This is a genomic window from Zhongshania aliphaticivorans (assembly GCF_902705875.1).
GTDB lineage: Bacteria > Pseudomonadota > Gammaproteobacteria > Pseudomonadales > Spongiibacteraceae > Spongiibacter > Spongiibacter aliphaticivorans_A.
In genome coordinates this window covers 867,061-891,030 of record NZ_CACSIK010000001.1, presented here as the reverse complement: position 1 = coordinate 891,030, position 23,970 = coordinate 867,061, and the positions used below count along the sequence as shown (strand labels likewise).

Annotated in this window: 17 protein-coding genes; 3 read left to right on the top strand and 14 right to left on the bottom strand. The window is 45.9% G+C overall.

Annotation, left to right across the window (positions count from 1 at the left end):
* Positions 1-111: 111 nt before the first annotated feature.
* From AELLOGFF_RS04105 to AELLOGFF_RS04055, 11 genes are all read right to left on the bottom strand, one after another.
* Positions 112-1,044: an alpha-E domain-containing protein gene (locus tag AELLOGFF_RS04105; RefSeq protein ID WP_159267481.1), complete on the bottom strand. Its 933-nt coding sequence runs from the start codon at positions 1,042-1,044 to the stop codon at positions 112-114.
* Positions 1,044-2,453 (bottom strand): circularly permuted type 2 ATP-grasp protein, encoded by a 1,410-nt coding sequence (locus tag AELLOGFF_RS04100; RefSeq protein WP_419183921.1) that lies wholly within the window; start codon positions 2,451-2,453, stop codon positions 1,044-1,046. The genes AELLOGFF_RS04105 and AELLOGFF_RS04100 overlap by 1 nt, the downstream gene beginning before the upstream one ends.
* 832 nt (positions 2,454-3,285) lie before the next feature.
* Positions 3,286-4,908 (bottom strand): dihydrolipoyllysine-residue acetyltransferase, encoded by a 1,623-nt coding sequence (gene aceF / locus AELLOGFF_RS04095; RefSeq protein ID WP_159267479.1) that lies wholly within the window; start codon positions 4,906-4,908, stop codon positions 3,286-3,288.
* 21 nt (positions 4,909-4,929) lie between these two features.
* Positions 4,930-7,575 (bottom strand): pyruvate dehydrogenase (acetyl-transferring), homodimeric type, encoded by a 2,646-nt coding sequence (aceE, locus tag AELLOGFF_RS04090; RefSeq protein ID WP_159269271.1) that lies wholly within the window; start codon positions 7,573-7,575, stop codon positions 4,930-4,932.
* 1,251 nt (positions 7,576-8,826) lie between these two features.
* Entirely contained in the window at positions 8,827-9,450 is a 624-nt protein-coding gene (locus AELLOGFF_RS04085; protein ID WP_159267478.1) for a hypothetical protein, read from the bottom strand.
* 229 nt (positions 9,451-9,679) lie between these two features.
* Positions 9,680-10,483, bottom strand: a complete 804-nt coding sequence (locus tag AELLOGFF_RS04080; protein WP_200842599.1) for an AraC family transcriptional regulator — start codon at positions 10,481-10,483, stop codon at positions 9,680-9,682.
* Positions 10,437-10,898: a carboxymuconolactone decarboxylase family protein gene (locus AELLOGFF_RS04075; protein ID WP_159267477.1), complete on the bottom strand. Its 462-nt coding sequence runs from the start codon at positions 10,896-10,898 to the stop codon at positions 10,437-10,439. The genes AELLOGFF_RS04080 and AELLOGFF_RS04075 overlap by 47 nt, the downstream gene beginning before the upstream one ends.
* A 202-nt stretch (positions 10,899-11,100) precedes the next feature.
* On the bottom strand, positions 11,101-12,177 hold the full coding sequence (locus AELLOGFF_RS04070; protein WP_200842598.1) for an RES family NAD+ phosphorylase: 1,077 nt from the start codon (positions 12,175-12,177) through the stop codon (positions 11,101-11,103).
* A gap of 531 nt (positions 12,178-12,708) precedes the next feature.
* Positions 12,709-15,546 (bottom strand): insulinase family protein, encoded by a 2,838-nt coding sequence (locus tag AELLOGFF_RS04065; RefSeq protein ID WP_159267476.1) that lies wholly within the window; start codon positions 15,544-15,546, stop codon positions 12,709-12,711.
* A gap of 37 nt (positions 15,547-15,583) precedes the next feature.
* Positions 15,584-16,669 carry an AI-2E family transporter gene (locus tag AELLOGFF_RS04060; protein WP_159267475.1) on the bottom strand — a complete coding sequence of 362 codons (1,086 nt, stop codon included), beginning with the start codon at positions 16,667-16,669 and terminating at the stop codon, positions 15,584-15,586.
* 42 nt (positions 16,670-16,711) lie between these two features.
* On the bottom strand, positions 16,712-16,942 hold the full coding sequence (locus AELLOGFF_RS04055; protein WP_159267474.1) for a sulfurtransferase TusA family protein: 231 nt from the start codon (positions 16,940-16,942) through the stop codon (positions 16,712-16,714).
* Positions 16,943-17,214: 272 nt separating this feature from the next.
* Between AELLOGFF_RS04055 and AELLOGFF_RS04050 the strand changes: the two genes are divergently transcribed.
* On the top strand, positions 17,215-18,648 hold the full coding sequence (locus tag AELLOGFF_RS04050) for a M48 family metalloprotease (protein ID WP_235035570.1): 1,434 nt from the start codon (positions 17,215-17,217) through the stop codon (positions 18,646-18,648).
* Positions 18,649-18,713: 65 nt separating this feature from the next.
* Here AELLOGFF_RS04050 and nadA read toward each other — a convergent pair whose 3' ends face one another.
* Positions 18,714-19,754: a quinolinate synthase NadA gene (gene nadA / locus AELLOGFF_RS04045; protein WP_159267472.1), complete on the bottom strand. Its 1,041-nt coding sequence runs from the start codon at positions 19,752-19,754 to the stop codon at positions 18,714-18,716.
* 401 nt (positions 19,755-20,155) lie between these two features.
* Here nadA and AELLOGFF_RS04040 point away from each other — a divergent pair, with 401 nt between their 5' ends.
* Together AELLOGFF_RS04040 and AELLOGFF_RS04035 are read left to right on the top strand one after the other, a co-directional pair.
* On the top strand, positions 20,156-20,812 hold the full coding sequence (locus AELLOGFF_RS04040) for a TetR family transcriptional regulator (RefSeq protein ID WP_159267471.1): 657 nt from the start codon (positions 20,156-20,158) through the stop codon (positions 20,810-20,812).
* Complete coding sequence (locus AELLOGFF_RS04035) at positions 20,802-21,023, top strand: DUF3820 family protein (protein ID WP_159267470.1); 222 nt, start codon at positions 20,802-20,804, stop codon at positions 21,021-21,023. Before AELLOGFF_RS04040 ends, AELLOGFF_RS04035 begins: the two co-directional genes overlap by 11 nt.
* 11 nt (positions 21,024-21,034) lie before the next feature.
* On the opposite strand, the gene AELLOGFF_RS04030 is transcribed toward AELLOGFF_RS04035, so the two are convergent.
* Together AELLOGFF_RS04030 and AELLOGFF_RS04025 are read right to left on the bottom strand one after the other, a co-directional pair.
* Positions 21,035-21,466, bottom strand: a complete 432-nt coding sequence (locus AELLOGFF_RS04030) for a hypothetical protein (RefSeq protein WP_159267469.1) — start codon at positions 21,464-21,466, stop codon at positions 21,035-21,037.
* A 79-nt stretch (positions 21,467-21,545) separates the two neighbouring features.
* Positions 21,546-23,897 carry a TonB-dependent receptor gene (locus AELLOGFF_RS04025; protein WP_159267468.1) on the bottom strand — a complete coding sequence of 784 codons (2,352 nt, stop codon included), beginning with the start codon at positions 23,895-23,897 and terminating at the stop codon, positions 21,546-21,548.
* Between the last annotated feature and the right edge of the window lie 73 nt (positions 23,898-23,970).

Below are 23,970 nucleotides of genomic sequence, written 5' to 3'. Positions count from 1 at the left end.
TGTATTAGTGCTAGTGTCGCGACCGCCAGCAAATCACGATGGAGAAGACTACCGTAAGTCCCCTATCTGGGCAAACCTATGCCACTACGAGAAGTACCTAGTCATACCCAACTAGGTTGGCTGAAACCACGTTTCTTGAATAGCCTTATGGATCACAAGCGAGTTTTTTTCTAATTCAGTTAGATACGCAGGGAAACCCTCCGCTACATCGTTATAATCGCTGCCCTTGGTCACGGTTTTTAAGAATTTATCTAAACAAGCCAGTACATTTTCGCTAGAAGGCAGCTCCTCAGCAGAGGTTCTCATTCTTAACAAGCCTGAGCTTACTGAACGAGGAAATAAGGTATCTTCCAACAAGAAGCGCGCTGAATCGTCGCCATTAATTGCCACTTTCATGGTACGTCGATAAGGCATTGTTGCATTCAATGTACCCAATACACTGCCCCACACCGCATCGAGAACATGATTAGAATCATTTTCCATGAGGTCGTTAGACATACTCGCACCCGCCTCAAGAATACGGATGGTCATATCAGCGCGCTCTAAACTGCGCCCCATATTCAAAAAATGCCATGCGGCATCACGCCGCATTGTATCGGCAATCAAACCGTTAATTTGCTGACAAGTTTTGATAATTTCCTCAAGAAATTCATGGCGATAGCGGCGATTCACACCCTGACTAATATTATCTGCAACGAATATCTGGAACTCATTCACCAACTCCCAGCTTTCTAAGGGCACGATGTCTCTAGTGGTCCGAATATTTTCCCGAACCATCCGTAATGACGACGCCAATGAACTTGGATTACTGAGGTCTTCAAGTAAGAACTTAACCACCCGCTTTTCGTCCTGAACGGTAAAACGGCGGTTATATTCTGCGTGGCTACCACTGGCGATAACCAAGTTATGCCAGCTAATACCTGTGTCTCTTGGTAAATCGAATAATAATCCCGTGTAAACCTGAATGAGACGAGCCATACTTTCAACACGCTCAAGATAACGCGCAAACCAATAAACACGTTCTGCGACTCGCGATAACATCATTATTTTGCCCCTCCTTCCGCCACTATCCAGGTATCCTTACTACCACCACCTTGTGACGAATTAACGACAAGCGAGCCTTTTTTCAGCGCCACTCGTGTTAAACCACCGGTAGTCACCGCCAAATCCGTACCCTGTAAGACAAATGGCCTAAGATCTAAATGACGAGGCTCAGCCTCACCGGGGCCAGTAATTACCGGGGCGGTAGATAGCATCAATGTGGGCTGAGCAATATAGTTACGGGGATTTTCCTGCACTAATTTTCGAAATTCTTCATGGTCTTTTTTGCTCGCGTGCGGGCCTACCAGCATGCCATAACCACCGGATTCATTGGCGGGTTTAACAACCAGCTTTTCAATGTTTTCAACCACATATTTAAGCTGCTCGGGATCATCGCACAAGTAGGTTTCAACATTGGGCAAAATCGCTTTTTCACCCAAATAGTACTCAATCATCTTGGGTACGTAGGCGTAGACCACTTTATCATCGGCAACACCTGCTCCGGGCGCATTCACCAAGGTGACGTTACCCGCTTGCCAGGCGCGCATAATACCTGGCACCCCAAGAATAGAGTCTGGGTGGAACGCTTCGGGATCAAGAAATAGGTCATCTATGCGGCGGTAGATCACATCAACTCGATCGAGACCGGAGATACTTTTCATGTAAACACAGTCATCTTTATCAACAAAGAGATCACTGCCCTCAACCAATTCAACGCCCAGTTGCTGGGCCAAATAAGCGTGCTCAAAATACGCTGAGTTATAGATACCAGGGGTCAAGATAACAATTTCTGGCTGGCGTACTTTGCGGGGAGAAACCGAGGCCAGCATATTAAATAATTTAGTTGGGTAATCATCGACCGGCAGAATATTGTTGGTCTCAAAAAGCTCTGGCAATACACGCTTACTAATCTCACGATTTTCAAGCATATAGGCGACACCAGAAGGCACCCTTAGATTGTCTTCTAGCACGTAGAATTTGCCGTCGGCATCTCGCACCAAATCACAACCACAGATGTGGGCCCACACCCCTTTTGGTGGAGTAACGCCCACACACTCGGGGCGGAAGTTTTTAGAATCTTTAATCAGGTATTCAGGCACCACGCCGTCTTTAAATATCTTTTGTTCGTGGTAGACATCATTAATAAACATATTTAACGCCCGCACCCGCTGTTTTAAGCCGTTGGCGGTCACTTCCCATTCCTTTGCGCTAATCACTCGAGGAATAAGATCAAAAGGCCAGGTGCGATCGATATTTTCACCGTCGGAATAGACGGTGAAACTCACCCCCATATCACGAACCGTGCTCTCGGCTGCCACGCGTCGACTCTCTAGCTCGTCACGACTGAGCTGTCCTAGATGTTTAACGACACTTCTACTAGCGCGGCGAGCAGCCCCCTTGGGCGTGATCATTTCATCAAAAAAACCGCTTGCCTGATACTGACTCCAATCGATTCCGCCGGATTCCTTGTCTGCCGTTTTCGTCATCTATAAAACACCTTACTGAAATGTATTTTCTTCAACATTAAACCGCACCAAATAAGTGCAGTCATAAGCCATGCTTCGCGCCATCTCGTCGCAAAATTAATTTTGATCGCCTGCCATGCCCTTAAAACAAACAAACGACCGCTAAATCAACAGCAATTGGCAGGCCAACTTGCACAATAATCGACGTCCGCCAATTATTTTTCACCTGTTTGGCTTTATTGGTATTCGCTCAGCTCAAACCTAACATTTTCAAAAAACAACTGCGATGCAAGCTAACGCTAAGCAGTGATCACAGAACAAACACCAACCGTTACCACGTCTTTCATTTTTACCGCATTACAGCCTGAATTTATATCACTACTACGAAAAAACCGCACAAATAATGCGGAAAACACATCGACCACCTTACTTAAGCAGCAATTATCGCTTCTCGCTTTAAACTATGTCGCTCATTACTCTAATATCAAGCCATCGGATTAGGAAAAGCTACTAGTATTATTATGTTATCTGTCTAGCGCCCAGCTAATATACACGACGTTTTTTCAGGCAGGCCAAAGTACATTCGCTCTATTAAGAATGGATGCGTGACGCCAAAAAATAGCTGCGAAAATTAGATTAGGGAATTTACGGACACTAGATTGAGGTGGGTAGGACTTATTGCACCTATGTATAGCAAAAATACAGATAGTTACAATGAAGACAACAAAAGCCCAGTGGCAGATCCTTTGCCACTGGGCTAGTAGGACGACATAGGGAATTACAACATTATTTTCCGTATGTCGGTTAGCAACTCACCTAAAAAGGTGAAAAACTGACCTGCATCAACACCATTAATAGCACGATGATCATAAGAGAGTGACACCGGCAACATTTTACGTGGAACAAATTCGCTTCCATTCCAGAGTGGTTTTACGGCGAGCTTAGAGACCCCCATAATAGCCACTTCAGGCGCATTAATGATGGGCGTAAAACCCGTACCACCAATCCCACCTAAACTAGAAATTGTAAAACATCCCCCCTGCATATCCGCAGGTTTTAACTTACGATCTTTCGCCTTTTTCGCTAACTCTGCTGATTCTGCCGCCAAATCCCACAGCGATTTTTTATCAACATCGCGAATAACAGGGACCACTAAGCCCGCAGGAGTGTCTACAGCAATACCAATATTGATGTAATTTTTGTAGATCATACTCTCGCCATCGCTACTCAGCGACGCATTAAACTTAGGGTATGTACGAAGCGCCAATGCCGCTGCTTTCAACAAGAAAGGTAAAGGCGTTAACTTAACCCCTCGCTGCTCTCCTTGTTTTTTAACGCTGGCACGGAAGTCTTCTAACTCACTAATATCAACATCATCAAACTGCGTGACGTGCGGTAGATTGACCCAGCTACGGTGCATATTTGCAGCGGTGAGTTTATGCAGCTTTGTTAAAGGCTGCACATCGATTTCACCAAACTGGCTAAAGTCCACCTCAGGTATGGCCGGGATTCCCGTCCCAGATACCGCAGCCGACGATTTCCCACTAGCTAAGTCTTTTACAAACTGCTGCAAGTCTTCTTTTAAAATCCGACCGCGCGGCCCCGTGCCAGGCACCTGCTCTAATTCCAGCCCAAACTCCCTTGCCAGCTTTCTCACCGCAGGACCAGCATACACTTCTGCATGACTCACGACCGTAGGTGCTGCTGGTGCAGAGGGTTTCGCTGCTTGCGCTTGAACTGGCGCAGGAGAAGCCGCTGGCGCTGATGCTTTCTGTGGCTCAGGCTCAGCGTCTACTTTAGCGGGCTCTTCAGAGGCAGACTGATATTCAATTTCAGCAATGGCCATGCCCTGCTTAGCGGTATCACCGGTTTTAATTGCTAAGGACACAATTTTGCCGGAATACGGCGATGGGATTTCCATTGAGGCTTTATCAGACTCCAACACCACTAAGGAGTCACCCTCGCTGATGTCATCCCCTTCGGCAACGCACACTTCAATGACTTCAATACCATCACTGGCGCCAACATCAGGCACTTCAATCATTTCACGCTTTAGGCCTCCAGCTTCGGTTTTTTCTACCTTGGCTGGCGCTGCCTCTTCTGGGGCAGCTTGCTCGGCTTCGGGAGCAGGTGCAGGCTCGTCTACCTCCTCCGTCGAAGCATCGCCTTCCACTTCCAATTCAAGAATCACATCGCCTTCACTAACCGTACTACCTTCTTTAATACTAATAGACAGCACTTTACCGGCTTGCGGCGACGGAATTTCCATCGACGCCTTATCTGATTCCAACACCACTAAAGAATCTTCTTTAGCCACTGAATCACCGACTTTTACACAGACCTCAATGACATCAACTTCACCGCCACCCAAGTCAGGAATTTTTACCGTTTCTTTTGTCACAAAAAAATCCTTCTTAAACAATTAGCGATAAAGCGGATTAATTTTATCCACACCCAAACCAAACGCGTCGATAGCTTTAGTTACAACACTTAATGCTAGCAAGCCATCATCAGCAAGCGCTTTTAACGCTGCCACTACGATATATTGCCGGTCTACTTCAAAGTGTTCACGCAACTTAGCTCTAGTGTCTGAGCGACCATAACCGTCGGTTCCCAAGACAACATAACGCGCATCTATATAAGGTCGTAATTGCTCGCCATAAGACTTGATGTAATCAGTAGCACAAATTACTGGCCCCTGCTTATCACGTAATTGCTCAGTCACATAGGGAACGCGTGCGTCACTCTCTGGGTGAAGCATATTCCAACGCTCACAATCCATGCCGTCACGCTGCAACAAGTTAATACTGGTTGTACTCCAAATATCAGCTTCTACTTTATAATCTGATTTAAGGATGGCCGCTGCTGCCTCAACTTCTCTAAGAATTGTGCCACAACCCATTAGCTGTACTTTTAGCTTGGGCTTTTTCACAGCCGAAGGCGCTAAACAATACATGCCTTTTATAATGCCCTCTGCACAACCTTCAGGCATGTCAGGGTGGGCATAATTTTCATTCATCACGGTGACGTAGTAATAGACATTTTCTTTGTCTTGGTACATCCGACGCATGCCGTCCTGAATAATCACAGCAAGTTCGTGAGAATAAGTTGGGTCGTAAGAAATACAGTTAGGAATCATATTAGCCATTAAGTGACTATGGCCATCTTGGTGCTGTAAGCCCTCACCATTTAGCGTTGTTCGACCTGCAGTAGCACCGATCAAGAAGCCTCGTGCCTGTGAGTCACCCGCAGCCCAAGCAAGGTCCATAATCCGCTGAAATCCGAACATAGAATAAAAAATGTAAAACGGAATCATCGGATAATGGTGGTTACTATAAGACGTAGCAGCCGCCAGCCACGCTGAAAACGCGCCTGCTTCGGTTATGCCTTCTTCAAGAATTTGCCCTTGCTTATCCTCTTTGTAGTACATCACCTGATCAGAATCATGCGGTGTATAGCGCTGGCCCTGCGAGGAATAAATACCGAGCTGGCGGAACATACCCTCCATACCAAATGTACGTGCTTCATCGGGAACGATGGGCACAATACGACCACCAATTTCTTTATCTTTTACCAAGCTAGATAAAATACGAACAAAGGCCATTGTCGACGATATTTCACGCTTTCCGGTTGCCTTTAACTGCGCGCCAAAACTATCTAATGCTGGAATCGGCAAGGCTTGGAAATCAGCTTGGCGAGCAGGTAAATAACCACCAAGGCTTTCACGACGTTTACGCATATAGACCATTTCTGGGCTATCTTCTGCAGGTCGATAATAAGGAACTGTTTTTAGATCCTCGTCACTGATTGGCACGCCAAAACGGTCACGGAATTTTTTCAGCTCTTCAATGCCAAGCTTTTTAACTGAGTGAGTTTCATTTTGAGCTTCACCACCATCACCTAGGCCATACCCTTTAACCGTCATGGCCAAGACCACGGTTGGACGCCCCTTGGTTTCCATTGCCTGAGAGTAGGCTGCGTATACTTTATAGGGATCGTGACCGCCACGGTTGAGATACATAATATCTTCGTCAGACAGGTCTTTAACTAACTCAAGCAGCTCGGGATACTTTCCAAAGAAATGCTTACGGGTATATGCACCGCCATTGGCTTTGTAATTTTGCAACTCGCCATCGACAACTTCATTCATACGGCGGCGTAATAGCCCGGTGGTGTCTTTTTCTAAGAGTTTGTCCCAGTGACGCCCCCAAATAACCTTGACGACATTCCAGCCCGCACCGCGGAAGACACCCTCTAATTCTTGAATGATTTTACCGTTGCCGCGAACAGGACCGTCCAAGCGTTGTAGGTTACAGTTAACAACAAAAACTAAGTTATCCAAACCTTCACGACCAGCCAAGGCAATAGAGCCCAAAGATTCAGGCTCATCACTCTCGCCATCACCCATAAAGCACCAAACCTTGCGATCGCCATGGTCAACCAGACCACGACTGTGTTGGTACTTCATTACGTGAGCTTGATAAATCGCCTGAATCGGCCCCAAGCCCATGCTAACTGTTGGAAATTGCCAATAGTCTGGCATTAACCACGGATGCGGGTAAGACGACAAACCTTCGCCATCAACTTCGCGACGGAAGCTATCCAGCTGCCCCTCATCAATGCGACCCTCAAGAAAGGAGCGCGCATACATCCCCGGAGAACTATGCCCTTGATAGTAAATTAAATCGGCTTTATCACCACCGCGGAAAAAATAGTTAAAGCCTACGTCGTACAATGTTGCCGACGATGAAAAACTCGATATATGGCCACCCAAGCCCTCATTGTTATCATTGGCACGCATTACCATTGCCAGTGCGTTCCAACGAATCAGAGAACGAATTTTTCGCTCCATAAATAAATCGCCAGGCATACGGCGTTCATTGCTGGGCTCAATAGTGTTACGAAAAGAAGTGGTGATAGCAGAGGGGAGTTCAGTGCCGGCACGCGTTGCATGCTTGGCTAACCTTTTCATTAAAAAAGCAGTGCGGGCTCGCCCACCATTTTTTAAAACGCCATCGAGAGCTTCCAGCCACTCTTGAGTTTCTTGGGGATCGAGATCTTCTCGCAAATCATGGTCTTGATACATACACAGTCCTTTACCAATACAGTGGGCTGTCTAGACCAGCAAGCATTGCGCTTGGACGTGTTCCGCTTAGAACTGACTCACCCGAAAGCGATCAGCTTCGAGAGGATGAACTCAGCCTGTGAGTGACGGTTATCACCTGGCCTAGCTGGGTTTATCGTTTGCCTTTTGAGCTCACGCAAACCCGAATACAGGGCTTATTATCTAAACTCAAACCTGGTTTGCAGGTTTTGAGCGACAGAAATTTTCACAGCTTTTTAGCCATAAATCAACTAAATAAAGCTATTTACTATATGAATAATTTATTATGGCTATATAGCAAAATGTAGATACTGGGAAATTTAGTAGTAATTGAGAATGATGCAATATTGACTCGGCAAACGAGGATGAGAAAAATAAATTCGCTGAAACGCTTATATAATGGGGCTTTCAGGGCTTCTACCCTAGCCCTTGAAAGCTTGAAAGTAATCCGACCACCCGAATTTAATCACTCAAGAGGTCCGACCCAGGGCGTAATAATCGCCAGGCCACCAAGCCTGAATTGACTGCTCATAATATCCGCTTGGCTCTTACGGTCCCACTGAATTAACACCCTAGCGCGGACATACGAACTTAAGGGTAGCCTCAAGATGTCAGCAATAGACGTTCAATGACGGGTATTTCTACAGCCTCAACGCCCCAATAACAGGAACCGAACCGTGAGCGTAGTGTAGCGCATATAATGGGCGGAGCCCATGCGCGTAACGAAGTGTAGGTTTGGTTTCCTGTTGATTGGCTTGTTATGTGCATATATCAATTACTAAAAAACATAATATGTATAATAACAACTGGGAAAACACCTATACAGTACCATCCCCACACCCTATTTAATCGCCTTAAATATATATACTTTTGTTTTGCTTTATTGTCATTTTTAATCCAAAGGGCCGCTTCATACCTTTTATAATTCCTGTACCCAAGCACTTTGTATGCAAATACAGATGATCTGGGCGGGCTAAATAGAAACCCCCGAGGGCACCCGTCTTTTTTCCATTCCTCTCTGTAATTATGGTACTGATACTCAAGTAGATCGTCCTGCAACACCGAGATAACTAAGAATAAAACCACAGCAAAAACTAGATATATCTGTATCATCTTTATATACCAGAATACTTTTTACATAACGGCGCAGTAACACGCCCGCCGGAGCGAAGCGGAGCGGCGGTTTTTTGGTCCCTCTGGCTGGCTTTGTTATGGCTATTTTTTAATGTACGCAAAATCCGTTTTTCCTGCTACCAACCAATGCTCCAGTTCCTGCTGGGTGTGATCTAACATTTCTATTTTATTACCAAGTACAGTACTAAGAGCCTCTAAATACTCGATTCCAGACTTTACTACATGAGTTAAGAAAATAAGAAACCGCTTTAGGTCGGGCGGATATACTAAGTCTGTTTCGGAATCGAATAACTTATGGCTACCATCAGGGTTTACGTATGTGTTAATAGCTGTTTCTAAAACCCAAAGATTGTACATAAACATAGCATCTGGTTTTTCAGTGTCTTTGAGCATGTACCTCAACTCAGGTTTCCACTCTATAGCCTTTTCCAAAAGCTCAGGCTTGATGCGGCCAATAAATGTATTTCTTAAATACTTAGCAAATTCGAACTCTTTAGATGCCTTTGCATATATGGCTGATAAATCCCTATGTTCCGCATAAATTGAACGCACGGTTAATTCAAAATCGACTAGGTTCGCGATTGCAACAAACGCTTGCTTAACCAAGATGATGCTGGACATATCTTTGAAACCAGAATCTTCAAATTGCCGATCTATTTCGACTAGATCCGCTTTCAATAGCTTAGATTTAATGAATTGTTCCATAACTCTCAAGGGCCATAACGCCCACGCTAGGGGCAAACAAAGTGGAGCGCATTTTTGTGCAAGAATGAGCGCAGCGATTGCACAAAAAGGTGCGGAGCTTTGGCTGTCCCGCCGCGCTTTTCAGCGGCTAACTTCGCGTGCTTGTATGGGCCCTGCCTCGGGTTTAAGTTTATTAGGCTAACTACAGAACGTTTATCGATGGAACTAAAATCCGAAAGCCAATGACCCTTCATACTTGTCCTGGTGTAATACATGCAATAGTGCGGAACTCTCGTGTCATATGAGCCTGATCACTGAATCCGAACTGTTGAGAAACATCCGCCAGATTTACGTTTTTATGTAGCCGTAAAAAACAGATTGCTTTTTTAATCCTTAAAATGCGCTGATAATGTTTGGGAGTCATTCCTAGCCGGAGTTTAAAAAGTCGCTCGATTTGTCGTTGGCTCAATTCAATACTTTCACTCAGTTGACCCAGAGTTTCGTCTTGCTCGATACATTCCAGTGCTTTTTCCAGAGAATTTGGAATCACATTGGTAAAATCCAGGTTTGTTTCTGCCCACAGGTACAGAGCTTCAATCTGCCTATCATTGTCTTTTTGCATCCGGAGTTCAGAATAAATCTGGTAGAGGCTATACAGTTGATCTTGTTCTGGCAATAATAACGTTGGCTTGTCATAGTGCCGCCCTAAGACACCATAACCAATTGCCGGATGGAAGCGGATGCCTGCGAGTTGCGCTCCAGAGGCCAAAACAATGTTCTCAGCCTGTTTATTTATCGGAAGCATGATTACACCTTCCGGCAGAGCTTCATTGCCAATCTTCACGTCACCAACCAGATTAAAAATAATGCCACTGCCTGCATCAGAATACAGTGGCCTCATTACCGAATCTGACTGAAGCACAGATGCTGACCATATTCCCTGTACAAATGCAGACAGCTGCCCCGATGGTTGAGACAGCTGAAAGTTGAATGCTTGTTTAAGTGGTTTATTGCGGTTTATAGCTGCCCACCTCTGGTTTAAATGTTTTGGCAATTCGATTCCAGCTGTTGATTGCATTAATTGCAATGGTTAAATCTACAACGGCTTGTTCACCTAATGCCTGTACCACTTTCTTATAGCTTTCATCGTCCGCTGGTTTACCTGCGGTCAAATGCTCTGCCCAATCTAGTGCTACGAGTTCTGTCTCTGAGTAAAGAGGCATATCACGCCATGCGCTTAAGCCAATGATACGTTCCAGAGTTTCACCCTGACTCAGCGCATCTTTGCTGTGCATATCGATACAGAAAGCACAATGGTTGATCTGGGACACTCTCAGTTTAACCAATTCCCAGATCTGGATTGACACTGTTTCTGAAACGCTAAATTGCTCACATAAATAGTTTTCCTGATTCATCAGAATCTGCATTGCTTTGGATGCAAGACCGAAGTAGTTTGCACGTAAAGTCATATCTTATCTCCTCAATAGTTGTTGGAGCAAAGATAGCTTATGACTCAACCCTGGTATTGAATATTTTCGACACGTATTCAGCTCAAATTAAAACTACTTAAAGCCATTTAACGCTTGCAGCATGCGCGCCTGCGGAATGGAGCCGAAGGCGCAATGTAGTAGGTGTCGCCGTGCCGGCACTTGTTAGGTGTGCTCATACGCATCAATACTCGACTGGCCCGAAATGACCTTTGTAGCCAATTTGGGTGAGTATAAGTCGATTGATACATTCAACACTAACTACACCTTTTTCTAGTGGGCGTCCAAACAAGGCTAAATTTTGAATTGTGAATGCCTCCGCATACTTGTTCTTCTCTGCGTGAAATCGGCGCAAGGAAAGACCATAAGCTGTTTCAAAGGGATGACCGCCCGTACGAATAAGACTGAAAAATGAGGGGTAAATGACACCATCAAAACCAGCGTCTCGTGCCGCTAATGCGATAGAACGGGAAATTTCATATGAATGAGATTTGGCAAGAAACAGCATATGTATCGCCATATCTAGACTTTCAAACTCAGTGCATTCCTCTTCAAGAACATGAGTCAAATCGAGAAGGCGCAAATCTTGCTGAGTCACTATAGTAGCGACATAAATGTCGTCTTCTGCTGCGGCGCGGCATTCATGGATACAAACATCGATATCTTGGGAACCGTACATCACTCGAAGCTCAGTTAAACACAAGCGTCCATTTCCCGAATACTCAACCGGGGGACTGTCGTACTCTCCAGTATCCGCAGGCCTATTCGGCTCAATACGAAGGCGGTAAAACTTAGTACCTTTAGCGAGCTCCGTTACTGGGTATTCCGTTAGCACTCGCTCTATAATCTGTGGCCTCATCGCAGGGTCTTGCAGAGCTTTAAGCGGCTCCACTTCACCAACCATCCAAAGTCGTGGACCATAGTGAAAGAACCCGACCTTTGCTGCTTCTTCAATCAGATTAATGTCATTTTCGAGCCATGAAGATGGGGAGATATCACTCTTACGATAGTGATACTCATTGCATTGGATTACGGGCGCTGCGCCGTAATCACAGCGGATTGTCGTACCACTAACAAAAAAACGCCATGCGAGGCCTTCTATATGTTTTTTTGAGAGCTTACGGCCTTCAGTACTTCCACAATTCGGGCATACATCTTGTTGTTCAAGACCATGTTTGGCCGCATCAATTCTCAATCCCTCATCTGCAAAGCATTCTGAGCATAGGAGGATTGCATTACCTCTGGTCGATTCGGAAGTCATCTCGATCTCATACACCTAACATTTTAATCGTGCGCATGCTCGTTTTGCCAAAATCGATATACCTAGGGAACTAGCGCAACTCATTAATTTATTTAAGAAAAAACAGGAATTGATACTTAGGCGCGTTTCGATTAAACGAGCATGCGTAGTTGTAAATTTGAAGGGGTCTCATATGTACAGCCTCATACCCCTATGCTCTTGTTTTTTATTCCATTTTTCTGACAGCTACCGACAAAACGAGCACAGCGAACTGGAAATATGAGCATATATCTTGATGCCATAAAAATATACTTTATTTGTGCTCAGTGTATTTAAGCAGGGGGAGCGGCAGAGAGGGATATACTTGTTGCTTTTCTATCTATACTCGTGAATGAACGCCATGTCGCTGTTAATGCACATCAGCCGGCCCTCAACGCTCTGGCTTTCATGTATGACAAGATATTTCAGCAACCGCGAGGTGACTTAAGGTTCACACAAACGAGTAAACAGCGATCCTTGCCTACGTTGTATTCACCCTAAGCAAAGACACTCTCAATCAAATTGATAAGCCGGCAGCCTAGATTTGAATTCATTTGGCTCGCCACTCGGCGCACCCTGGGGTAAAGATTCAGGCCATTTGCCTGCGTTATAGACCACTATAGCTCGCTGCCCTTGCTCTGCCAGATCACGCTTAGCCAATGCCAACCAGTCGGTATAGCTTAGATCACGTAAAGCGGTTACCAATAATTCTCGGCTATTAAATTCTGGGTAACCCTCCAACAAATCCTGCCAATGGCGGCTTGCCGCATCCCAGAGGTTTTCCGGCTGCTCTGCCAAGCGTAGCAGCAGTCCGGCCTTGTGTTTATCAAAGCTAGCCTCATCCATGCCAGAGCTTAACCATTGCTGTAAATAAGCGCTAATCTCCGCCTGCACTGAAGCAGGATCTAATACCGGAGACTGTATCAAAAACATCAAGCCAGCCACCTCTCGCTGCGGATAAACACTGGCATTAACAACATAGCCGAGTTGCTTTTCAGTGCGCAGCTGATGATAAAAATCAGCACTTAACATTTGTGCCGTTAAGCCCATCGCGACCCGTGCTTTCATACCTGTATCAGCACTTTGCAAATACATAAGCACCGCCGTATCGTCATGCTCTGCGGTGATTTCCCTGACTGACTTGCCAATGGGTAAATGGGTAATAAACTGCGATGATGTTCCTTCGCTTAAGGATTTCGGTAATACGCTCGTTACAACACTGGCCAACGAGACGGCGTCCGCCTCATCAAAATTGCCATCAAGCAACATTCGCAAACGCACACCCTTCATCACCGTTTTCGCATGCTCGCTGACCGCAGCCATATCCGTAGATTTGGTTGCCATCTCATGGTTATCCAAACTGGGCGTAACGCGTTTTAGCATACGCGGAAGCTCAGCAACCACTTGTTTGTAAGGCGATTGGCGACGTGCATTTTCAAATTGTCGAATTCGCTGCGCCTTTAAACGATCAAAGCGTGCTTGCTGCCATTCAGGGTCTTTTAATGCTGTCAGCAGCTCACGGAGTAATTCACCTTGTTTCTCATTAAACCCGCCAATACTGATTTGCACGCCACGCCAGCCAACTGATAGGTCAAAATTCAAACCGGCGAGTTGTGCGGGATATGAAAGCTCGTTTAGCTGATCTTTGACCATTTTCAACCATAAATCACTTTTCGCTCTACTTGCCGCGTCGGTCACCGCCTTATCAGACTCAAGCAGCAAATAAACCCGCCCTTTCGGCAAATCAAATACATCATCGGTATTCAGCCAAACCTCAAACGGCGTCTCGGTCAGTTGTTTAGGCCCCTTTTCACCCACTGCCTTTTTTAGGCTGAAATTTGTAGCAACAAATTCATTTTTACTTGGAAGCGTCATGCCGCTGGTATTTGCCGACGCCATCGCCGTCAATTGCGGCTCACTGATATCACGCAGGCCATACTCAACTTGATATCGCGGTATATCCGCGCTGACGTCCACATCTGGCGCCACTAGACTAATAAAGCTATTTTCTGGCGTCATCATTGCCAGAAAATCCTCTAGCAATTCAGGCCGGTATTGATTCATCAAATAAGGTCCACGCAACAATTCACGTGCTGGCAATTTCTGTAAAGCCATCGATAGCTGCACGACTTCGTGAATGGCTGCCGGCTGCGCCCGAAACATGAATTGCTGGTTCGCTAATCCCGCTTGCTCGTCAAAACGCCATTCGTCAATGCCCTTGTCACGAAGCTGGGCAATACCTTCATAAATAAGCCCCAAAATATCATCAACATGATCTAGGCCCGACTCGGTCAACGCCACATCAATGCCAAATAGGGCTCCGCCTTGATAATTAAAGCCCTGTCCTGCATTCAAGCTATCTGCCCAGCCCCGCGCCTTGAGTAACGACAACAAACTGCCTGGCCCTTCGTGACCGAGAATATTGCCTATGTAATTCAGCGGCTTGCTCTGCCAATATTCTTCAGCATCAGCAACTGGGAAATTAACGGACAGCGAACGCCGATTTTGCACGGGTTGAATATTCACCCAACGGGGTAAATCTTGTGCTTTAAACAACGGCGTTTCGATAGGCGCAAGCTCGCGATTATGGTTTTCAACCTCGGCAAACTTAGGCAGTACTATTGACTCGAGTTCATCAAGCGATTCACGCCCAATGACAGTTAACGTCATAATATTGGCAGAGTAATTTTTACGGTAAAAGGCCAGTAACTGCTCACGCAAGGCCGCTTCGTCATTGCTGTGTAGGGTATGTAAATTACCAACGGAGAATTTGGAAAAAGGATGTTCTGGATTAATTTGCGACTTAAAAACCGCTAGCTCTCTACGCTGATCATCGCGAATACGTGCCCGATATTCTGAGTTAACCGCATTAACTTCACGCTGCACATACTCTGCATTAAATAGTGGTGCCACAAAGAACTGAGCGAATTGATCTAATGCTGGCTCTAGGGAATCAGCGCTAATATCAAAGAAATAGTTTGTATGCTCAAAACTGGTAAAGGCATTATGACTTCCGCCGTGAGCCGTAATATACGCTTGATAAGCACCAGCCTCGGGGTATTTTTCGGTGCCAAGAAATAGCATATGCTCTAAAAAGTGAGCCAAGCCTTGGTAATTACTGGGATCTTGGCGGCTCCCCACATTCACATCTAATGATGCCGCCGCTTTATCTGCACCGGCATCCGAAATCAGAACAACTTTCAAGCCATTTTCAAGCTCTGTATAGCGATATTCTCGTTGATCACTGGCAGGCTTCAATACTGCACTATCTTGATTACCTAGGGGCAAGTAACTACAGGCAAACAGCTGTAACATCACCCCAAAAAAAGCCACTGATTTTAGATATTTCACACATTGTCCTTTGTTAAGCTTGGGCCCAGAGGCCAGTTTATTCGTCTATTGCTACATCGCCGCCATCAACTGGATTAGGCTGCGGGCGCGGCCAGGCATATAAAATCGCCTTGACGAGGGTTGCCAGCGGAATCGCAAAAAACACCCCCCAAATTCCCCATAAACCTCCAAAAACTAACACTGCAACAATGATTGCTACGGGGTGCATATTCACGGCTTCAGAGAACAAGAGCGGAACTAATACATTGCCATCCAAAGCCTGGATCACGCTATAGACAATAAATAAGGTGAAAAACTCCCCTCCCCAGCCCCACTGAATAAAGCCAACGAGCAATACCGGCAAAGTAACAACCGCAGCACCGATGTACGGAATGACAACAGAAAGCCCCACTGCAAGTGCCAACAACGCAGAATAATTCAAGCCAATAACGTAAAACGAGATGTACGATATGAAACCGACAATGACGATTTCCACCGCCTTTCCGCGAACATAATTTGCCACTTGGACATTCATTTCAGCCCAGACCGCACTTAAAAGGGGGCGCCGCCCCGGAAGAAAGCTCGCCAACCAAGCTAAAATCGACTCCTTATCTTTTAAGAAGAAAAACACCAAAATGGGAATCAGCACTATATTTATAATTAGCCCGACCACATTGGGTAGCTGAGCAATAGAGAAGGACAAAAGATACTGCCCCACCGAGCCAAGCTCTTTACTCGCCAACGCCATCCAGTCGCGTATTTGTTGCTCGGTGAACATTTCAGAGCGCTGAGGTAACAGCAATAACAAATGCTGCAGCTTACGCAGCATACTGGGAAGCTCTTGGAATAAATTAGTAAGCTGCTGCCAAACCAACGGCATCAAAATCACTAACACCCCAAAAAACACACTGACAAACACAGCATAGGCAATAGTAATCGTCAGCCAGCGAGGCATTCCCATACCACTGAGCCGAGCAATAATCCCCTGCATCATGAACGCTAAAACCACGCTCGCCACAATGGGCACCAGCACATTACCCAGCGTCAGCATTAATACTAAGCAAGCCGCTAGCAGTAACAGAAGAACAACGGTCTCTTCTTCTGCAAACAGGCGATCAAACCACGAACGAACAATACCCAGCATGACTGAGATTCCTATTTGGTTGGTGATGTAGGGAAGATAGTGTTACTTCTTTTTAAATAGATAGCGATAAATTCCCGCATTATCCTCGCTCAATAACAAAGTATTACCACTTTGCTTGGCAAACACGTCAAAATCTCGTACCGAGCCGGTATCGGTTGCCAGGACTTCTAGCACTTCGCCACTTGTCATTCGATTTAAGGCCTGTTTTGCTTTTAATAGTGGTAGAGGGCAATCCAAGCCCCCTGCGTCTAAAAAGACATCAATTTCAATCATAGATTCGCTGCGTATTTACAAAGTTCACTAGTATAGCTTGTGCCCCCTGCTGCCCCAAGCTAGGAAGCTAGAGTCCACTCAAAGACATAATATATACAGCTGATTTTTTACTGCAATCAGCGCTCTCTTCTGAAAACCAGTAGTATATGCTCTGTATTAAAATGCAGGGGTATCCCCAGCACTTTTAACAAATAAGAAGGTCATAGACAAAGTGCTCTAGTATGATAAAGACCTCAACATAATTTCTCGATGCAAGGTAACTAAGATTGACTGTGTTAAAACAACTACTCGGTATTGGTGTTCTGTTTGCAGCTAGTCTGAGCCTTGCAGACAGCAGTCCATCTAGCCAATTACCCGATCTCGGCGACGTTACCGCATCACGTTATTCTGCACAACAAGAGTATGACCTCGGGCGCATGTGGTTAAAAATGTTCCGCAGCAGCGCTAAAACGATTGATGACCCCTTAATGCAGGATTACATCGAATCGTTACTATACCGCCTAGCATCTAATAGTGAGCTGAAAGATCGGCGATTAGAAACCGTGGTTGTTAATAACGCCACAATTAACGCATTTGCGGTACCAGGCGGCGTTATTGGCGTACACAGCGGCTTATTCTTAAACACCGACAATGAATCGCAATTAGCAGGTGTACTTGCTCACGAAATCGCCCACATTAGCCAACGACACTTTACCCGCTCGCTGGACAACTCTGCCCAAAGTACCATTCCAACGTTAGCGGGGCTGCTGGCGGGGATTGTCTTGGCCGCCACCGCAGGTGCTGATGCGGGCATAGCCGCCATTACCGCAACCCAAGCAGCCGCCCTAGACAGCCAGCTTCGCTTTAGTCGGCAAAACGAACAAGAAGCAGATCGTCTAGGTATGGAAACCCTCTCCAAGGCCGGTATGGACCCAAACGGTATTCCTGCCATGTTTGAAAACATGGGTAAAAACCTTCGCTACGCCCGCTCCAAACCGCCAGAATTTCTTTTAACTCACCCACTTACTGAAAGCCGGATTAGTGACAGTAAGAATCGCGCCCGCCAATACACCCGCAATGTCTATGTAGACAACTTGAACTTTCAGCTGATGAAAATGCGAGCCACCTTGTTCCATAGCAGCAATCCCGAGGACCTGCTCAAAAACTGGACCGCGCATACCGGCTCTAATGGTGAAGCTTACCGATACGGTGTTGTTATTGCGTTAATTAAGCTAAAACGCTGGGAAGAAGCCGAAGACAAACTCAGCGAGCTGCTAAACAACGACATTAACCGGATAGCTTATCGCATCGCCCAAGCGGATATTCTCATTGGCAAAAAGGAATACGACTCAGCAATTGAGATATTAAAGAAACAACTTGTCATCACCCCTAACAACCACCCTTATACAATGAAACTAGCTGAGGCCTTAGAGGGTGCGAACCGCTTTCAAGAAGCTGATTTATTGCTAAGTAAGCAATCACAATCACGACCAAACGACCCACATCTTTGGTATGAATTAGCAGAAATTCGCGGCTTGGCGGGTAATATTTTTGGTGTTCACCATGCGAGAGCAGAATATTTCATTCTTGTTGGCCAATTTGACCGCGCTAAACAGCAGCTACGCTATGCCCACGAGCGCACAGGCAACCACCATATTGAGCAAAGCCGGATAAGACAGCGACTAAAAGACATCGCCGATATGGAAGAAACACTCGAACAGCTGTAATCAAAAAAGCACCGAGAGGATGCGTAGCGCTTAGCTACGCGATACCTTCACTCTCTAAAGAGCCATCACTTAGCCGCAGCAAAGTCCAGCATTCGGGTCAGCGGCTTCATCGCTTGCACACCCAAATCTGGGTCTACAAACACTTCATTAGAACCACTTTCTAAAACAGCCGCTAAATTATCTAGGGCATTCATCGCCATCCACGGACAGTTAGCGCAACTGCGGCAGGTAGCGCCACTGCCTGCCGTGGGAGCAATAATAAACTCTTTGTCTGGCACTAACTGCTGCAGCTTATAAAATATCCCCTGATCAGTTGCCACAATCATTTGCTTATTGGGTAAATCTCGAGCGGCATTAATGATCTGAGTAGTCGACCCCACCATATCAGCCAAGGCCACAACACTGGCGGGTGATTCAGGATGCACCAACACTGCGGCATCGGGATACACTTTTTGTAAATCGAGAATACCTTGTGCCTTGAATTCCTCGTGGACAATACAAGCACCGTCCCACAACAACACATCCGCGCCCGTCTCTCTGCGCACGTAATCACCTAGATGCTTATCCGGCGCCCACAAAATCTTTTCACCTTCGCCATCTAAATAATCAACCACATCCAGGGCAATACTTGATGTCACTACCCAGTCAGCTCGGGCCTTAACTGCCGCCGAGGTATTAGCGTAAACCACAACGGTACGATCTGGATGCTCATCACAAAAAGCAGAAAACTCGTCGATTGGGCAACCAATATCCAAAGAACATGTTGCTTCCAGCGTCGGCATTAAAACGCGCTTCTCAGGAGACAATATCTTTGCGGTTTCACCCATAAATTTGACGCCCGCGACAACCAGCGTCGACGCATCGTGGTCACGACCAAACCTAGCCATTTCTAGCGAATCAGAGATACACCCACCGGTTTCCTCGGCGAGGGACTGGATTTCAGGGTCAGTATAATAATGTGCAACCAGTACCGCATTTCTCTCATTGAGAAGGCGCTTTATTTTTTCACGTAAAGCCGCCCGCTCTTCTGCAGGTACCACCGGTTGTTCATGCAACTGCGCTAAATGCTCACGAACCACTTGTTGCGCTGAAGCTTGTTCCGCCATAGCTCTATCTCTTCGTCACGGATACTGGGGCCGCGCAGTTTAACAGAATTGATTAATCCAATCACACCACTTAAGGCGTGATAGAGCCCGAGAGCGAATATCATTAACCAAAAACCAACATCACGCGCTCTAGCTACAACATCGCCAAACACCATCAACCAACATCAAGCGCCGAGTAATAAAACAAAATACTTTAAAAACAATAACATAAGAAAAACCGTTCACAGTCACAATACTGGCGCCAGCACCATCGGTAGCTCAAGCAAGCTCCCACTCTTCTAGCCAAGCCTAGTCAGGGCTTGTAAACTGGTTTATACCTAAACACTTCTCTGAGCTTTCCCTTCATGACCGTATACGTGTTTAGCTCAAGCCAACATTTTTGAATCAGAGCCACTTGCAATATGAGTCGCCCCCAAAAGCGCCATCGCGGCCACGACGACACCCTAATCAATACGCGCCAAGCTCTGCTTGAAGCCGCTCTGGAACTGATGAGCCGTGATAAAAGTTTCGATGGCATAAGCCTCAGGGAAGTGACACGCGAAGTTGGTATTACGCCGGGCGCGTTTTATCGTCATTTTCCAGACATGAACAGCCTCGGCCTAGAATTAGTTACCTCTTCATTTAGCACCTTGCGAGCTATGCTGATTACAGCGCGAGCAACCTCGATTCCAGAGGAGCTCATCATTCGCCGCTCGGTAGAAACATTCATTATTTATGTACGCGCCCATCATCGACAATTCCAGTTTATAAGCAGAGAAGCCTATGGTGGTGTCGCCACCATCCGAAATGCCATAAATAATGAGTTCAAACAATTGGAAACTGAACTCACGGACGATTTAGCAAGGCTGGTGAACAACAATAACTGGACCGCTGATGATTTACAGATGCTAGCCAGCTTGATGATTGGTTCAATGATACAAATTGTGTCAGAACAACTTATGGGCAGGCCAAACGGAGAAGATGATGCCGCTTTAATACAAAAGGCAGAAAAGCAGCTGCGACTAATTACCCTTGGCGCAAATGCCTGGCACAGCTCGGATTTTCAAAATGCCATTTGATCAAGACCCACAGCAATTATTAGATGCCGTAAATCAGGTTATGCCTTTCGGCAAGTATAAGGGGCGAAAATTACTAGAACTGCCGGAACCCTATTTAGTTTGGTTTCACAAACAGGGGTTTCCGGCAGGTAAGCTAGGCGAGCAGCTCGCACTCATGTACGAGATAAAACTCAATGGTCTAGAAAATATGCTAAGACCCCTGCTTCGCTAAGCAAGAGTGCATTACATTTCAGGGATCAAAGGCGAGTTTAGCAACGGCAAGGTTGGGATTATCGTTAAGCCTTCCGAAATGATGGTGCCACCCTCTAATATATAATCCACTGTAGATAAGGGGTCTTCAACCAGCACATCGAATATTGGAATCAACTGTCCCTTTAGAGGACCGCCCAAACCCAGCACGGTATCAAGTGGGTTATCTCCAGCTAACAAAATATCCGACCCCGCGATAACGATCGCATCAAGATTCTCAATCCCAGCCGGTAAAATACCTAAATCTCCCAGTGGAGTATAAAGCACTGCCAAAGGGCCATCGGTCAAAGAGAGAAAGTTTACAAACTCAGCTTGAGCATTAACACGGCTAGCCGCAGTAAATAGCGGAAGTGCCAGAATTGAAGCAGTAACAAGCGCTTTGGTAAAACGAGTTTTCAATTTCATAATAATTTCCTTTTTATTTTAGAATTAAAAAAGCGGAGGACACGCCGTCACATGCCCACCGCAAAGTTGACCTAAGTGGTTAGAGCAAAGTGTCGAAATCCCATTTTAATTTAAGACCATAAGTGCGTGGTGGGGCCAAGGTCACAGTTCGACCAAAGTCTTGCTGCACCATCGCTTGGGTATACTCCTTATCCTTGGCGTTGTTAACAAATGCCGTTAACTGCAAGCCAAGCGGATCATAGAAATATGAAACACGTCCAGACCACGTCTCGTACTGATCCTGAATATAGTACGGTGATGCTTGAGGGGTCGTGTTATAACCGCCGTTATAGTAATAATCGACGCCTAACTCTAAGTCACCAAAGTCACCCAAACTAAGGAATTGGTTGGCCGATACACTAGAGCTAAAGCGAGGCGTTCTTACAATGCGATTACCACTAAAGTCACGAGCAGGATCACCTGTTAAGCTGTCGTCACCAAAGTACAGACCAGTATCATCATCAAAACCTGCACCGTTTTTATAGTCGGTGTAATAGGCGTCTAAATAGGTTGCACCACCGCTCAATACTAAGCCGGGGTTGAGATTTGACATTGGCTGCCACTGAAAATCGATTTCAGCACCTTCAATTTCCGCTGTACCGGCATTTTTAAAACTAACAATACCACCAGAAGGAATAGCCACTAACGCGGTTAACAAGCCTTCAATTTTGGTCTTAAACACAGCGCCATTTAAGCGTAGGGTGTTGTCAAACAAGTCAGACTTAAAGCCGATCTCAAAAGCAGTTGCCTCTTCTCTTTCAACCGGATCAGGGTCGGTGAAGAAGTTCACAATATTATACGTGGGGCTTTTGTAACCGCGTTGCGCCGAGGCGAATATTTGCAGGTAATCCGTTGGGAAAAACTGTAAAGCCAAACGAGGCGAAAGCGTTTTTTCTTCAAGATCAGGCGCTTCAAAATCAGAAATACGAATATTTTGTGAACGATCTCCAGAGCGATAGTAATCATTTGGTGGATCACCTGCCGTAGGTAATACAACGTCTAAGTAGCTATTAGTAATACCACGAACTTCTTCCTGATAACGAACACCCGCTGTGACATTAAACCAATCTGTTGTATACCACGTTGCCTGGGCATAAGCAGAGTTCGATTCTGTGGTAAGTATACCGCCATTACCTAAAACAATATCAGGAATCCCATTCAGTAGTGGACCCAAGATAGGTGAGAGCAAACTAGGCAAACCCACTAAGTTTGCCGCAACCCCAACTGGGTTTAAGGTTAAATACAGGCTACCAAAGCCACCTTCACCTTCTAGTCGATACAAACCGGCCACCCACTGCAGATCCTCAGACAACCAAGTGTCCTCATTAGAGATCACTTGCAGCTCATAGGTCTTTTGATCATTGAACTGGTCAGCACTGTAGAAATACGCTTCTGCTTGCGCTGTGGAGTCCAGATCGTAATGGGCCTCATCAACATTGGCGTAGTTTTCAGAGTAAATGAATTTCAAATCAACAGGGCCAGGGTGCCATTCAAATATTGCCCCGTACAACTCATTCATCGTTGAGTTACCGCCTAGGTCATTATTGTGCCAGACACGGTCTAACTCATCGGTTTCTGCGCCAGCCATTAATACAGGTGCAGGACGGGTATTTTCTTGAGACAAAGAGTTACTCGTAAACTGATTCCCGTACGAGGCGATCAACGTCATCGCAAAGCTGTCAAACGGGTCCCAACGCATTTTCACTCGGGCACCCTCAGCAAACTCATCCCGCATAGGACCAGGAGCGCCGTTTACTTCATTACGACCATATAGATCTTGAGAACTATTAAACAAAGAAACGGTAAAACCCAAGCTATCAGTTACAGGCAAGCCCAAATATAACTGGCTCGCTTTGGCATTATAATTACCCATTTCCGTTTTCAGGTAACCTGTAAATTCTTCTGGTGGATCTTCAGTAATAATGCTAATTGCACCACCAGTGGCATTACGGCCAAACAGCGTACCCTGTGGACCTTTTAATACCTCAACCCGTTTTACGGCACCAAGGGTATCTTGCTTACCCTGGCTAGGCCCGATATTAATGCCATCTATATAGGTAGCGATGCTGGGGTCTGCATTTGGCAGAAAAGCATCAGTACCAATACCACGCAGATAAATAACGGTATAGCCGTAAGCGTAGGTAAACGTTAAGCCCGGTGTTATTTTTTGCAAATCGGCAGTGGATTCCACACCCATTGCATCAAGTTTTTCAGCACCGAAAGCACTGATCATAATCGGGATGTCTTGAGAGTCTTCCTCCCGTTTTTGCGCAGTAACCACTACTTCTTCAAGTAAGCGGCTCCCCTGACCTGCAGCTAGAACTGACATCGGAAAAGTGACAGCAGTACTGCCACCAATAGCCAAAGCCATCATTCGTTTAAGGTAATTCATGATTCACACACCATTTATTATCTATTTATTTATAGTGATGGCGGCATTACTGCCAGCCATACACTCCTACCCT